This is a genomic window from Fervidobacterium gondwanense DSM 13020 (genome assembly GCF_900143265.1).
Lineage (GTDB): Bacteria > Thermotogota > Thermotogae > Thermotogales > Fervidobacteriaceae > Fervidobacterium > Fervidobacterium gondwanense.
In genome coordinates this window covers 18,290-32,234 of record NZ_FRDJ01000008.1, presented here as the reverse complement: position 1 = coordinate 32,234, position 13,945 = coordinate 18,290, and the positions used below count along the sequence as shown (strand labels likewise).

At 38.3% G+C, this 13,945-nt stretch carries 15 protein-coding genes and 1 tRNA gene; 4 read left to right on the top strand and 12 right to left on the bottom strand.

Annotated features, from left to right (window positions below):
- The first annotated feature begins 6 nt into the window (after positions 1 to 6).
- The 4 genes from fliS to BUA11_RS07270 all read left to right on the top strand — a co-directional run bounded on the left by fliS (position 7) and on the right by BUA11_RS07270 (position 1,317).
- A complete protein-coding gene (gene fliS / locus BUA11_RS07285; RefSeq protein ID WP_072760002.1) occupies positions 7 to 414 on the top strand; it encodes a flagellar export chaperone FliS in 408 nt (135 codons plus the stop codon).
- A 23-nt stretch (positions 415 to 437) separates the two neighbouring features.
- Positions 438 to 647 (top strand): hypothetical protein, encoded by a 210-nt coding sequence (locus BUA11_RS07280; RefSeq protein WP_072760000.1) that lies wholly within the window; start codon positions 438 to 440, stop codon positions 645 to 647.
- A 76-nt stretch (positions 648 to 723) separates the two neighbouring features.
- Positions 724 to 1,179, top strand: a complete 456-nt coding sequence (locus tag BUA11_RS07275; protein ID WP_072759998.1) for a chemotaxis protein CheW — start codon at positions 724 to 726, stop codon at positions 1,177 to 1,179.
- Between the two features lie 63 nt (positions 1,180 to 1,242).
- Positions 1,243 to 1,317: transfer RNA gene (locus BUA11_RS07270), tRNA-Val, on the top strand.
- 28 nt (positions 1,318 to 1,345) lie between these two features.
- Here the strand turns inward: BUA11_RS07270 and BUA11_RS07265 are convergent.
- The 12 genes from BUA11_RS07265 to fliF all read right to left on the bottom strand — a co-directional run bounded on the left by BUA11_RS07265 (position 1,346) and on the right by fliF (position 13,863).
- Positions 1,346 to 2,614 carry a DUF5693 family protein gene (locus BUA11_RS07265; protein ID WP_072759996.1) on the bottom strand — a complete coding sequence of 423 codons (1,269 nt, stop codon included), beginning with the start codon at positions 2,612 to 2,614 and terminating at the stop codon, positions 1,346 to 1,348.
- A 6-nt stretch (positions 2,615 to 2,620) separates the two neighbouring features.
- Positions 2,621 to 3,607, bottom strand: a complete 987-nt coding sequence (locus tag BUA11_RS07260) for an RluA family pseudouridine synthase (RefSeq protein WP_084634400.1) — start codon at positions 3,605 to 3,607, stop codon at positions 2,621 to 2,623.
- A 31-nt stretch (positions 3,608 to 3,638) separates the two neighbouring features.
- On the bottom strand, positions 3,639 to 4,286 hold the full coding sequence (gene mtnN, locus BUA11_RS07255; protein WP_072759994.1) for a 5'-methylthioadenosine/S-adenosylhomocysteine nucleosidase: 648 nt from the start codon (positions 4,284 to 4,286) through the stop codon (positions 3,639 to 3,641).
- A gap of 79 nt (positions 4,287 to 4,365) precedes the next feature.
- Complete coding sequence (locus tag BUA11_RS07250) at positions 4,366 to 4,833, bottom strand: chemotaxis protein CheX (RefSeq protein WP_072759992.1); 468 nt, start codon at positions 4,831 to 4,833, stop codon at positions 4,366 to 4,368.
- Positions 4,834 to 5,628 (bottom strand): YlqF/YawG family GTPase, encoded by a 795-nt coding sequence (locus BUA11_RS07245; protein ID WP_072759989.1) that lies wholly within the window; start codon positions 5,626 to 5,628, stop codon positions 4,834 to 4,836.
- A 24-nt stretch (positions 5,629 to 5,652) separates the two neighbouring features.
- A complete protein-coding gene (pyrH, locus tag BUA11_RS07240) occupies positions 5,653 to 6,354 on the bottom strand; it encodes a UMP kinase (protein ID WP_072759976.1) in 702 nt (233 codons plus the stop codon).
- Between the two features lie 2 nt (positions 6,355 to 6,356).
- On the bottom strand, positions 6,357 to 8,819 hold the full coding sequence (locus BUA11_RS07235; protein WP_072759974.1) for an ATP-binding protein: 2,463 nt from the start codon (positions 8,817 to 8,819) through the stop codon (positions 6,357 to 6,359).
- Positions 8,810 to 9,355, bottom strand: coding sequence for a hypothetical protein (locus tag BUA11_RS07230; RefSeq protein ID WP_072759971.1), 546 nt, complete (start codon positions 9,353 to 9,355; stop codon positions 8,810 to 8,812). Before BUA11_RS07230 ends, BUA11_RS07235 begins: the two co-directional genes overlap by 10 nt.
- A 38-nt stretch (positions 9,356 to 9,393) precedes the next feature.
- Positions 9,394 to 10,632 (bottom strand): PhoH family protein, encoded by a 1,239-nt coding sequence (locus tag BUA11_RS07225; RefSeq protein WP_072759970.1) that lies wholly within the window; start codon positions 10,630 to 10,632, stop codon positions 9,394 to 9,396.
- A complete protein-coding gene (locus BUA11_RS07220) occupies positions 10,632 to 11,201 on the bottom strand; it encodes a 3'-5' exonuclease (RefSeq protein ID WP_072760104.1) in 570 nt (189 codons plus the stop codon). The genes BUA11_RS07225 and BUA11_RS07220 overlap by 1 nt, the downstream gene beginning before the upstream one ends.
- A gap of 45 nt (positions 11,202 to 11,246) precedes the next feature.
- A complete protein-coding gene (gene fliG, locus BUA11_RS07215; RefSeq protein WP_072760103.1) occupies positions 11,247 to 12,251 on the bottom strand; it encodes a flagellar motor switch protein FliG in 1,005 nt (334 codons plus the stop codon).
- Between the two features lie 4 nt (positions 12,252 to 12,255).
- Positions 12,256 to 13,863 (bottom strand): flagellar basal-body MS-ring/collar protein FliF, encoded by a 1,608-nt coding sequence (fliF, locus tag BUA11_RS07210; RefSeq protein ID WP_072759968.1) that lies wholly within the window; start codon positions 13,861 to 13,863, stop codon positions 12,256 to 12,258.
- Between the last annotated feature and the right edge of the window lie 82 nt (positions 13,864 to 13,945).

The window sequence follows — 13,945 nt, the reverse complement described above, 5'->3', positions numbered from 1 at the left end:
TGACATATGGATTACACAGAACAGATGGTTTTAACCGCAAGTCCGGCAAAGCTTATAGAGCTTCTTATTCAAAAAGGTATAAGCGTAATTGAAGAAGCAAAGAGGCTTATAGACGAAAAAGATTTCAACAACGCTAACGCAAAGATTGTGAGGGCTCAGGATATAATTATGGAATTGAACCTCTCATTAGACATGGAGAAAGGCGGAGAAATAGCACACAATTTAAGAGCCCTTTACAATTACATGTTTAGAACACTAGTAGAAGCGAATATCAAGAAAGATAAAAAGAAGCTCGATGATGTAAAGGTGTTGCTGGAAGATTTGCTCACAACATGGCGTGAAGCTATGAAACTTGCAGGTAGTACTGCGAGTCAGATAGATGTTAACAAACCGAAGATAAACCTTGCGTTCTAAACTACGACTATTTGGGTGATGATATGAGAATATCATATATTATTTCAAATATTTTTTTCATAGCCTTTGTTGCAGCTATGGTAGTGGCGATAGTATTTTTTGAAATCGGACTTCGAGCATATAGAAACCAAAACGAACGAAAGTCGAAAGAGAGCAATGCTCTTGGATTTCGCTGGTTGATGTATGCTGGTATTTCATTTGCACTTTCAGTAATAATTTCGCTTTTTAAATGAATATTCACTTTTCCCCCACACCTGTGATAGAATATATGATGTGCATCAATTTACACAAATTTTTGGAGGTGGGGTTATGGAACTGAAATTCTTAACGTTTCATCTCGGTAGAGAAGTTTTTGCTATCAATATAATGAAAGTAGAAAGAGTTAAAGAGTACGAAAAGACAACAAGAATGCCAAATATAGCGGACTATGTTGAAGGAATAATAAATCTTATGGGTGAGATTATTCCAATTATTAATCTTAGAAAAAAGTTCATGCTTGAAGATTTTGATAATAAAGAAAAAACTAAAGTCATTGTTGTGAAGCTCGAAAACGGAAAGAAAGTAGGATTCCTCGTAGACGATGTCAGGGAAGTTTTGACTGTGACTGAGGATGTTATAGACGAACCACCTGCTCATGTTGCCGGAATGGCTAATGCGAAGTTTATTTCAGGAGTTATAAAACTTCCAAATGAGATGATTTTGACTCTTGAGGTAGACAGCCTTTTAACCAGCGAAGAGAAAGTTGCTTTAGCTAACCTCAGTTAATCTCCTTTAAATACTTGAAATTTGGAGAGTATATGATAAAATAAACGTAGCCTTAGTTTCTCAGGGTGTGTAGCTCAGTGGAAGAGCACTTCCCTCACGAGGAAGGGGTCGTAGGTTCAATTCCTACCACACCCACCACAAATAAAAAAGCGGCTTTTAGCCGCTTTTATTTTTTGTTTGTCCAAATCATGAGAAGACTCTTGAAAATAGTAAGTACCAAGTATACCACGATCGAGACAAGAACGGTGGTAAATTCCCTATAAAAAACTATGTATATCGGTGCTTTTAAATGACAGAATGAATTGAATATCGAGACAAAACCGAAAGTGCCGAAAAAGGTAAGGATACCGCTAATGAATTTGTTTTCAACATTTCCCGCAATGAAAAACATCGGTAAGAATAACAACTCTTTAATCCTCGGTCTGATAATGAACATGTTTTCAAGCATTATCCGTAGATTTTCTTCAAAGTCCAAAACATAGCCATAGTTACCACTGCGCAAAAGCATATAACCAACTGCTGCAATTCCAACAACACCAGTTGTTATAATATGCCACCTTTTTATAGATTTCTCTTTGTACAAATCTCGAAACGTTATTAGAGCAACTATAAAGGGGAGGACAGTCAGGGAAAGTTTTACACCTCTGTACACTTCTATATCGTTCAGATATTCAAATTTGTACAAAGCGAAATTCGTTAAGACTCCCAAGATAAACACATTTGCGACTTTTGTAAATCTGTTTTGGGAAATAAAATATGCCACTACCGTTCCGAAAATGCTAATAACACTGACAAACAGCCAATAATTATTGAAGAAAAGAAATGATAAAACACCAATAGGTGCTTGGGCAATCACATACATTGCAAGTACGATTCCAAATACTTTGTTTTTCCAAGTCGTATCATCTGGTTTTGGTATGTTAGACTCAACTTGAAAGAACTTTTTGAACTCGCTTAGAGCCTGTGTGGATAATTCCCCTTCCGGCAGAATTATCACATTTATGCTTCTCTCCATAACGGCTCTCCAAAGTCTCTTGAAGAGTGTATAAGAATTATACCTCGATAGCTCTTGAGGTTTTACGTAATGAACCTTTACTATATTCTTGTACCCGGTGGTTCTGTAGAATTCCTGTATGAACTTCGTATCGCCATAAAATTCCATAACTCCAACGTATTTATTATTAACCTTTTCTAAAAAATCTTTTGGAGAGTCCTTTATCCCTTCAACAGGCACTACTATTTTGACAGTGTCTGGTATTTTTTCAGTGCCTGAATAAAACAATATGCTTTTATCATTTTCAAAATAAACCGCTACGGAAAGATTAGCCTTATCGTTCGGCATTCGAAATATAATGAAAATCGAAGCCAGTACCGCAAAAACTGTTATGACTGTATTTACGTATTTCTCGTTTTTAGGAAAGAGCGGGAGTTTCAATTTTTATCACCTCTTAGGATTTCGAGAGTTTTCTGATTCCACTACTTTTAGAACATGTTTTAGATCATCGCCCAACTCTGCTTCCAAATTGTAGTACCTACCTTTGAAGTAAAACGACATTCTATTGCAGTGCAGAAAGTGTCTCTTAAGTCCGTACTTCTTCTCGAATTCTCTGTTCATTCTGAAGTCTCCGTAATCGTTGTCACAAACAATTGGCGCGCCAATTCCAGCAAGGTGCTTTCTAATTTGATGTTTTCTCCCAGTTTCAATCTCAACACGCAGTAGAGTTAAATCCTGTGCTTTTGAGGATAATCTCGATTTGAATGTATTAATCGGGCTAACAACACTAACCGCCTCTTGTCCATCAACAGGCAGTGTGATCCTCTGAGGTTTGACTATTCCAAACACCAATGCGATGTAAACCTTTTCAACATCTCGTGAGGATATGAGTTCACTTAACTCTCGTGCTACTTGTCGATTCTTAGCAACAATAAGGACACCTGAAGTGTCCTTATCTAATCTATGCACAAGAAAGGGTTCGAATCCATTCTTCTCACCATAGTATTTGAGACCTTCTATGAGTGATGGTTTATTAACGAACTTTCCAGGATGGACAGATACCCCCGCTGGTTTGTTGAGAACTATTATATCTTCATCTTCAAGCAGTATATTCAGCTTCATCTTTGCGGGTCTGAGTTCTTTGAAATCTCGGTTATACTTTGATACATCTTCGCCCCTTATTTCTATTCTGTCACCTATTTCGATCTTCTCCGAAGGCTCTTTTGCTTTTTTGCCGTTGATGTATACCTTTCCTGTTCGCAAGATTTTATAAATAGCGCTCAGCGGAACATTCTTGAGCGCGTTCCTCAGGAATTTGTCAATACGCGAAAAATAATTACTTTCGTCAACAATAAATACGTTTGACGAAACCTTGGAATCAGAATCGATATTTGTACTTTCAGTTTCCGACTTATTAGTGCGAATTTTTCTCATATATTCAACCCCGTTGCTGATTCGTACTTCTTCACAAAAGATGTTTATCAAGCAATTCAGAAATGATCGTTGAGGGTAAGCTTGCAAACTTTCTGAAATTTTGTTCATACTCGATGCGAGCTTGTTCTTCGCTTGTATCAACGATGACCTTAAGTGAACAGAATTCAACCCCATTTTGGTAACAAACCTTTGCAATGGCTGCGCTGTCCATATCAACAGCATACGCGCCAAAAGTTTCGTAAAGCCTCATCTTCGTTTCCTTGTCACTTACCAAAACGTCTCCGCTGACTATAGGTCCAAAGTTTATACTGTCGTAAACGTCCGATATTTTTTCTATTAGAGCTGTTGATGCTTCTATAGGAACTTTCTTTTCTGATTTAAAATCATGCTCGAAGTACACATTACCGCAGACTAAATCTCCAATTTTCAGTTCAGGATGAATGGCTCCAGCTGAACCGCAGTGTATAATGTACCTTGGGTTGAACTTATCTATTATCGCCTGTGCAAGCATTGCACTCTCAACCTTACCAACTAAACCGTAGAGAGTGACTACCTCATTTCCACCGATTATCCCACGTGCATAATTTCTTTTTATCAGTTCGCCGTTCTCAAGCAGAGGTAACATCTCTCTAAAAACGCCCACTATTTCTTCTTTCAGCACACCAGTCACAACGACCATCTATATAACACCTCGTTTTCTTCAATAAAGAATATTCAACAATGTCAAACAGTGAAAACTCACTGATCTTATTTGAGGTTCACTTACCTCCTCGTATAGCAATGTGAAGTTCTAAATCCTCTGTTTCAAATAGCGAAACTGGAAGTCTAATTATTAACCCTTCAGCAGTAATCATCATATCTTTACCTGTAATTACCGTTGGTGGCGTAATGTCGATCTTGTAGCCGAGCTTTTCAAGGTTCATTGCTATACTGCCTGAAGTCATGTTACCAAGCTCCCCTATTGCACTTAGAGCAAGCTCATCTAAAGTATTATATTCCATTCCCATCATCTTAGAAACTATGTTTAACGCTGTCGTCTCGCTAAATGAATAGACAAAATTACCTTCAATATCACCAAGGAAACCTATGACTGTAACTATATTGTACTTAGGGGTTATATTCTTAACTGCTTGTGGCTTACCAAATTGAGCTTGCATCTGCAACACCGCTTCATATGTTCCTTGCGCAGAAGCCAAAACAGAGTTAACTATCCTTACGTCGACCATTTAAAGCACCTCCTCGAATTTGCTGATGTCAACATCGTATGTAAACCTTCCGAACTTACCTTCGGAAAGTTCTTTGAAAAACAGATTCTTAGCTCTTTCAATATCAACTTCTCCACCCTTTTTCAAGAATCCACGCTGTTTTCCGAAGTTTCTCAAATATATATCCATATCTTCCCCAACATTTGCTACCTCGGCATATATTGCAAAAGCACGATTATATATCTCATCTGTGACATTCTCAACAGGAACAGAACCTATTAGAAGCAGTTTAGCTGCAATATCCTTTGAAAAAACTTCAGAAAAAAGAATCCCCGGAGAGTCAAGAACTGTAAACCCATCCACCATTATCCACTGAACTCCACGAGTAACTCCAGGCTGTGCTCCCGTCTTTGCTTTGTGCCGTCCGATTATCTTGTTTATTATGGTAGATTTTCCAACGTTTGGCACCCCGACAACCACTATTCTTGGATTTGGAGATTTTACCGGAACACTTTTAATAAGGCGGATTATGTTCCTTCTATCGGTATTCTTGTTTACGAGAATTACCGGAAAATATTTTGATATCTCCTTTTGCCATTCTTTATTAAGTTCCTCATTAGCCAGATCAGATTTATTTAACAGTATTATTACTTTCTTATCTTTGAATATTTTTAACTCAAAACTTGTTGTGGCAACAGGAGCTCGAGCATCAAGCACCACAACAACTATATCAACTTTCTTTAAGTTTTCTTTGAGTTGCCTTTTTGCTTTTTGAACGTGCCCAGGATACCATATGCTTGTTTTATTTTCATCCATCAGGGATTACCTTACCTCCTAAAATTACTTTGGAACAACAAGGGTTCCAACATTGTCTCCACGAATAGCTTTTATCAAATTATTATTTTCGAAAAAGTTCATTACAAGAATCTTCATGTTGTACCTCTTGCATATCGAGAATGCTTCTGTATCCATTATTTTCAGACCTTTTTCAATCGCTTCGTCGTAGGTTATAACGCTGTACTTAACAGCATCGTTGTATACTTTCGGATCTTTATCATAGATCCCTGAAACCTTTGTGCCCTTAATTAACAGCTCTGCCTTCATTTCAACTGCCCTCAACGCCGCACCAGTATCAGTTGTGAAGAAAGGATTGCTCGTACCACCAGCAAAGATCACAACATACCCCGCATCAAAGTAAAGATCTATATCATCATAATTTATAAGTTTTACGCTTGGAAGGCTGACTATTTGCGAAACAACAACAGTTCTTATCCCAGCATGCTCGAACCTATCTTTAAGATACAGCGCATTTATTACTGTTCCAAGCATACCTATCTGATCAGATATCGTCGGCCGAAGACCTTCGAAATCTCTACCCCTGAAAAGGTTACCTGCACCTATAACTATTCCGAGTTTAACTCCATACTCAGAGACCGCTTTAATTTCCCTTATAAGATATTCAACATGGTCTTCACTAAATCCTTTTTGTGACTCCCCACTCAAGACTTCACCACTGAGTTTTAATAAGACACGCTTGTACATTTTCACCCCTCCAGATTTATCATATGAACGTTTGAGTCTTTGAATATATCAAGTATCCTTCTGTCGCTTGTCAACAGGATTATTTGCCTGTAATCAGATTCAGTCCTTAAGAACTCACAGATTCGTTTTAGCCTGTCATCATCAAAGCGAATTAGCGTATTATCTATGACAAGTGGCAAGTTTCCATCGTAGAATGTTTTATAAAGAGCGTCCTTTATTGCAAAAATTAGCAAATCTTTCGTTGAGCCGCTCAAATATTCTCCCGGGTCTTTAACGTCCCCCTCAATAACAATTTTGATAGAAAGATCTGGCATCACAACAAAATTCCTTGGCATTCCGGAAATTCTATCGAAGAATCTTACAAACTTGTCGTTAAAAACTGTATGGTAAGCCTGAACAAATGCTTCAAACTTTTCGTTCAAGAATTCCTTGACCTCTCCGAGTTTTGCAATTAAATTGCCGATTATGCCAATTCTGAGCTCCAAAATATCCTTCTCTGCAAAAAGCTCACTCAACTTTGTTTTGTCAACTGTTATCGAAGAATAGAGGCTATTCAGCTCACCAATCTTTTTATCAATCTCTCCTTTTCTTCTTATCTGCTCTCCTAAGATAATTTTTAGTTCAAGAATTTTTGGATTTACATCCTCATTGTCCAGTTCCTCATTTAACTGCCTTATTAAAGAAGTCAGTTCGCTGTGTCTTGTTTTTAATGTCTGGTATCTTTCATAATTTGCTCTGTACAATTCAATCTCTTCTTTGCCTATCTTGTAATTTTCAAGCTTAGCAGAAATGACTTCTACAATATTCTTATATTCCTTCTGCAACGAGAGATATTCACCACGAAGTTGAGTAATTTTCCTTTCCAAAGTTTCCTTTTCATATAGAACTTCTTGGAGTTCATTAAATACTCTCTGTAAATTCTCAACAGCGGACACTATCATCTGCGCCGCCCCAGTAACGCCAAATTTTGAAAGCTCCCTTATTATCTCTTGCTCAATGTCTTTAAGCTCATTTATTTGCCTTTGCCTCTCAATGTTTTGAACTTTCCATTCTAAGAATTCCGCATACTTCTTGCGCAGTTGCTTGATATTGCCTATTCCATAGCTACTGAGAATTTTCAGAGTTTGAGGTTGCTTTGGAGTACTCATTGAAACCTGCAACAGTTTTTCTTGTAGTACAGATACTAATGATATCTTCTTTTTCCAATTTATAGCTAATAAGACCGCAAGCAGTAGGAAAAGTGCGGAAGGAGCGTACATGAAGATTGAAAGATTCTTGAATAGGAGACCGAGAACAAAGAGTACGATTCCAGCGCTTGTAGAAAGCACGGCTAAGTCCCGTGAATACTTGGCTCTTGCTTCGTTCCTTTCGATCTCATCTTGGATCGCAAGCTTTTGGGATTCGATTGTTGAGACTTCTTCACGGTATCTTTGCTCTTCCTCCTCAACATCGTCAAGTATGTTTGGATTTTCGAGGAACACTTTCCATAAAGGCTCTTCTTCACTAACGTTCTGGACCCTTTCACTATACATTCTCGATAACAAGTTTAAATGTTTCAGGCGTAAACCAACGCTTTCCAACTCCTCTTGCGAAGTCTCTCCTAAGGTCTTCAATTTATCTTCTATTTCTCTTTCCTTCTGCTCAAGTTTTTCTCTTAAAATCTTTTCTTCATTCTCAACATTATCAAGTTGGGCGCTGATGGAATTGGAGCGCAATATAAGATTTTGTATTTCCTCAACAACAGATGGCTCTATACTCTCAATCCAAGAATACTTTGAAAGTTCCAATTTAACGCTTTCAAGTTCTTTTTTCAATTCAAAGATATTACTTTGGAGTTCTGCTTTCTGTCCTTCTCTCAAATTGCCGAGCACAATGTTGAGTTCATTTATCTCTCTTTCAACCTTTCTACTGCTTTCCAACAACTTTCTTATTTGGACGAAAACCTCGTTTTTTTTCTTAATTTCTGCACTGATTGCGGAAATTTCATTTTCTACCTCTTTAAGCTTTTCATTCAAACCGGATAAGCAAGCATTTAGATTCAAACGCTCAGCACGTCTTATAGCTTCTTTGATTAATCTTCCCTCTTCGCTTTTCTCTGTTTTCTTCCTAAGAGAGCTTTCTAAAATATTTTTATCGATTTGGATGGTTTCCAAATCATCATCCTCAAGCAAAAATGCAACGTTCTCAAGAACAGACATTTCATACTTCTGAGCCGTGTTCTCATCATCTCCAAATATGTACCTTCCATCAGAGGTTTCAACATAACCCCCAAAGACATCTAATCCCCATGGTTTGTACTTAGAAACATTTGTATTTATTCTTGCCAATGAATAAAGTAAAAATTTAGAGAGTGTAGTTTTTCCACTCTCGTTTGGACCATAGACAACATTTAAACCCGGACCGAACTGAAAGTCTTTATCAACAAACTTTCCAAAGCCGTCAATATGAATTTTTCTTACAAACATATCTCTTCACCTCTGAGAAGCTTCAAAACAAGATAACGTTTGCCAGTACTATCCAGTGAGTTTAAAAGGTCTGATTCTATAAATTTCTTCGGCAAAATTTCAACTTTTATACCGAAAATCTTCTCATCCAAATCTTTCTCACTTGGATTTTCTAAGTAATAATAGCATGTACTGTACTCACATTTCAGGTTTTCAACCTTCAATATCTTCTTTAAACCTATCGTCTCACAGTCATTTATTTCTACCAAGTTACCATCAACCCTAATTTTTGGAAAATTGTTGATTGGGGAGGAGTTGAATTTATCAACTGAGTCGTTTGAAATCTCGAAAGAATCGAATAGATCCTCAAGAATCCTATATACATCCTCAAAAAGTCCATACTGTCCAGTTACGTTATAGAAAACAAAATGCGCATCTTGATAGGTTTTCGAGAGCTTTATCAACAAATTGACCTTGCATTGGAATATCTGCTCACTGTATTTGGAAAAACCGCTATAAACATCGTATAAAGCTAAATTGTTAACCTCAACTAACACACCTATTCCTCCCCTTTATCCAGAAGTTCTGCATTGTGTTACAACAATTCTGCGGCCAAACTTGCCAAATCAGACCTTTCACCTTTACTAAGTACTATGTGACAAGCAAGTTCCTTGCCTCTGAATTTAGAAGCTGCATGGACCAAACCGTTACTGCTTTCGTCAAGATATGGGGTATCTATCTGATACGGATCACCAGTAAGAACTATCTTCGTACCCTCTCCAGCTCGTGTTAAAATCGTCTTGACTTCTAGTGGTGTAAGATTCTGAGCTTCGTCTATTATTATGAATTGTCTTGGTATCGAACGTCCTCTGATATATGTTAGAGCTTCGAGCTCAATAACATCTTTCTTCATCAATTCCTTAAAGCTAATACTGTTCAACCTGCAGAGATACTCGAGATTATCCATAACCCCGCTCATCCAAGGCGAGATTTTCTCTTCAAGTGCTCCAGGCAGATAACCTATATCCTTCCCGCCCATTGGAATTAATGGTCTCGCAACGATAATCCTATCGTAAACACCCTCTGTCAAAATCTTTTGCAGAGCCGCTGCAAGCGCAAGAAAAGTTTTACCTGTTCCAGCTATACCGATAAGCGAAACAAGTTTAATCTCATCGTTTAGCAGAGCATCAAGCGAGAATAACTGCTCTTTGTTTCTGGGGGTTACATTAAATACTTTTATTTTGGAATCTACTTTCTCAAAATCTTCACCATTGAATCTAAAGAATCCATCATTGCATTCCACATATAAATTTGGATACAGTAAGGATTTATCAATATCCGATAATTTATCCGCCACCATGTAGCCGACAGGAAGACGTGAAAGTTCACTTTTATCAGTCAGGTAATCTTCAGCGTGTAACCCAAGAGCTCCGGCCTTCAGCCTCAAACTAATGTCTTTCGAAACGATCACTGTTGGTTCTTTCCTGGTCTGCCTGAGATACATTGCGTAGGAAATGATCCAGTTGTCAACGTACTTTTCGAATAAGAATTTTACCTGATGCTTGTCAAAATCTGATTCACTTAGTACCGATATAAAAAGCATACCACCATTTTCAAGTTTTACACCATCGTGCAAGTTTCCATTATTTCTTAGTTCTTCCAAAACCCTTATTGCTTGCCTTGCGTTTTTCCCAACTCTTCCTTGTTCACGTTTTAACTTATCGAGTTCTTCAAGAACTGGCAAAGGGTTGAAAACGTTGTTATCTTGAAACGCGTAAACCGCTTCCGGGTCGTGTATCAAAACATTTGTATCGAGTATGAAATTCTTTACCATTAATACTCCCTCCCCGCCCACCTTCTCAAGAATTCGTGTATAATCTCCCAGCCAAATTTTTCAAAAAACTTAATAAAAACATTAGCAGTAACATAAGCATCGTCAAATGCTCTGTGTGTAACCTTATGATTAATTTTCATCTCGACGGCTAAGCTCTCCAGTTTTCTGCGTTTTCCGTAAACATTTTGAGATATCTCGAGAGTATCTATGTAAAAAATATCTAATGGTAGCTGTCCGACTTCTTTTGCAGCGTAGTCAAGGAATGTCAGGTCAAACCTTGCATTATGAAAAACAAAAATCGTGTCTTTCGAATACTTCCTAACGATTGAGAGGATTTCATCCAATCCTGGAGCTTGCTCTATATCCTTTATCGAGATTTTATGAACACCCTGAGCATACGTTTGTATTCCAACTTTTGGGTTCACGAGCGATGAGTAAATCCATTCTTTGACAATCTTGCCTTTGTAAACTGGTATGATTGCAATTTCGATAATTCGATCTCCAGCAGAAGGGTCTATGCCTGTTGTCTCTATGTCAACAGCGCAGTACACATTTTCATCCCAGATCACAATTCTGTTCTCCCTTAGTAAGTTTTGTCCAAAAACCACGGTTGGTTATGTTATTAACTCTTCTCCTCCACCTCTCGCAATAACTATTTCACCAGCTTCTTCAAGTCTTCTAATAACGTTAATTATCTTTTGCTGTGCCTCTTCAACGTCTTTCACACGAACTGGTCCCATGAATTCAAGCTCATCTTTTAATAGTTGTTGGGCACGCTTTGACATATTGTTGAATATCTTGTTTTTGAGCTCTTCTGAAGCGCCTTTCAGAGCGACAGCAAGATCCTGCGAGTTAACTTCCCTCAGAACAAGCTGCACTGACCTATCATCGAGCTTAAGGATATCTTCAAACACAAACATTCTTCTTCTGATTTCTTCTGCAAGTTCAGGCGACTCGTACGTTAAGCGCTCCATTATCGTCTTTTCGGTTGATCTGTCAAGGCTGTTCATGATTTCTGCAGCCGTATCAAGACCGCCAACTGCACTCATTGTCTGTGTCGCAACTCCAGCAAACTTTTTCTCCAGTAGCTTCTCTACTTCTTTTACAACATCCGGTGATGCTCTTTCAAGCAAAGATATTCTCTTTATTACATCCAGCTGTAAATTCTCCGGCAGAGCTCCAAGTACCTGAGCAGCGATTCTTGGTTCCAAAAAGCTCAGGACAAGGGCTATTGTTTGAGGGTGTTCTGACTGTAAGAAGTTTACTATCTGAACAACGTCAGCAGTTTTCATGAACTCAAATGGTTTGACAGACAAGTTAGAGACTAGTCGTTCTATTATTTGCATTGCTTTTTCAGGTCCAAATGCCTTTATTAACATTTCTTTCGCATAATCTATGCCACCGCTAATTATCATCTCACGTGCCTTTGTTAAGTTTTGGAATTCTTCAAGGACAGCCCTGCGTTCATCGTTTGTTACTTTCCCAAGATTTGCAATCTCTATTGTAAGAGCTTCTACCTCGGAATCCTCAAGATTTTTCAAAACTTTAGCAGCTTTTTCAGGACCCATCGTAACCAACAATATTGCCGCTTTTCGCCTTCCCGTTAACCTACCTGCCATATAATCATCCTTTCTCGGCAATCCAAACCTTTAAAACAGTAGCAACATCTTCTGGCGCAGATTCTGCAACCTGCTGTAAATAAGCTTTAAGCTGTTCCAAGAGTGCTTCCTCTTCGGCTCCCGCTGGAATTTCTTCCTGCGTAAGTTCCTCGATTGTTCTTTGCGCCTCTTCTTGGAGTGCTTTGTAACGCTGCATCATTAACTTGCGAGCTTTTACCTTACGATATTGCAGTAATCCAAGGTACGTGGCGAAGAATATCAAGATTGATGCGAGCAATAAGAGAACAAGCCTTGTGCGCATCTTTTGCAATTCTGTCATGCTTTGGACTTGCTGGTAGAGGCTTTCTTCGACTTCTCTGCTAAACGGAATGAAAGCTATAGCATAAGTCACTGAACCTTCAGGCGTATTTGCGTCAACTGATTTTTGGATTATCGAGCTAATCAGATTCTCAACTTGGTCTTTGGGTGTTCTCTCTAAAACCGTCGAGGATGCGTCGATGATTACAGAAAGTGTAACGTTTTCTATTTCTCCTTCAGAATTTTTGACTATATTTTCAACAATCTGATTTAGTTCGTAGTTAACAATTTCATGTGATTTCTGATAAGTAGTTTGACCACCCGTCGATGTTGTTTCGTATGTTGTTGGAGGAATATTTGATTCAGTACCCACTGGACCACCAACACTTGTTTGATTTGTAGAATACTCCTGTTCAGTTTCTTTGCTCCTCACAAGCCCTTCTTTCTTGTTTGGCGCAGTGTATGTGGTAATCTGTTTTTCAATCTTCTCCCAGTTCAGTTTTACATCTGTAATGACTTCCACTCGGCCTGGTCCGAATACATTTTCAAGCGGCGCTTTTATCTTTTGCTTGTAATAATTTTCCAAATTCACCTTCAATTCCATTTTAGTTGAAGCGAGAGCTGTTGAAGTATCGAGGTTTAAAAGACCGCTCAAATCTCTACCTGTTTGATCAACAACCTTTATATTCTCAGGTTTTATACCTTCGACCGCACCCTGAACCAAGGAGACTATACCAACAACTTGTTCCTTTGCTAAACTCTGCCCCGGTTTCATAACGACCATAACAGAAGCGCGCGGTTCCGACATCTCGCCACGGACATAGTATGTATATTTCGGTAAGGTTAAAACAACTCGAACTGAGTCAACGCCCTGAATAGTAGAAATAGTTCTCTCGAGTTCACCCTGCAGAGCTATCTGATACCTTACTTGTTTGTCAAAACTTGTGGCACCAAGGGAAGTTTCATCAAGTATTTCAAATCCTCTTTTAGAACCTCCAAGCACTCCGGCAGAAGCCAGTCGCATTCTAACTTCGTATACGTTGTAATTTGAAGGAATCAATATCTTGTTTCCGGCTTCTACTATGTAAGGTATTCCCAATGACTCTAATTGCTGTATAACAGGACCTGCATCTTGCTCCGTCTTAGTTGTAAGTAATAACACGTATTTTGGCGCATTTATAATAGCAAGAAACACTGCAGCCAATATTACTGAGGCTGCAATCATGATGATTATTAGCTTTTGTGATTTTGATATACCACTCCACCACTTCGGAATATTCGCAAACCAGTCCAAAAATTTTCTAAACCAGTCCATTAATTCACCACCACTTCCCAAGCCAATTGACAATTATACCATGAAATTTTCAAAAATTTACACTTTATTAATATTTTATCAC